Below are 625 nucleotides of genomic sequence, written 5' to 3'. Positions count from 1 at the left end.
CACGCGCTGCGCGCCCACCTGCTGCTCGTCGCAGCCCAAGGCGTCGACCCGGTCGAGCACCTGGCCGCGGCCGCCGGCGCGCGCGAACTGGACACCGCAGCGGACACCGCCGCCGTGCTGGACTGGCGTCTGGACGACACCGGACTGCGCGGTACGAGCCCCGGCCCGCTGCCGTGGATCCCCGGCATTCCCGCTGCCCTGCGCGACCACCCGACGTGGGGGCCCTACCTGACCCAGCGCGCCGCCAAGGTCACCAGCCTGGCCAGCCAGGTCCACGACAGCACCACCGCCACCGCCGATCGGATGCCCGATTGGGCCGCATACATCGGCGCCCGACCCAGCGCCGAGACAATCGGGGACGTCGCCGTCTGGCGGGCCGCGATGCTCGTCGACCTCGCCGACCAGCGCACCACCGGCCCGGCACATCTGCAGAAGGCCGCCGCGCTGTGGCAGCGGTCGCTCGACCAGCGCCTCCATGGCGGGCGGCAGCCCGCCATGGACGAATGGGCCCAGCCGATCGCCGCCGCATCCCCATCGGCGGCGCGCGACCCCTTCGCGCCAGCCCTGGCCGAACGCCTGGCCGCGATGGCCCGGTCTGGCGTCGACGCTCCCGCCGTCCTACGCC

1 pseudogene is annotated in these 625 nt (G+C 75.5%); it reads left to right on the top strand.

Annotated elements, in window-relative coordinates:
- Positions 1 to 625, top strand: a pseudogene (locus tag FRW57_RS23795) (MobF family relaxase); the annotation flags it as partial.

It is taken from the genome of Segeticoccus rhizosphaerae (genome assembly GCF_009192725.1).
Classification (GTDB): Bacteria; Actinomycetota; Actinomycetes; order Actinomycetales; family Dermatophilaceae; genus Segeticoccus; species Segeticoccus rhizosphaerae.
Note: the sequence above shows the minus strand (reverse complement) of the source record. Positions and strands in the feature narration are given on the sequence as shown.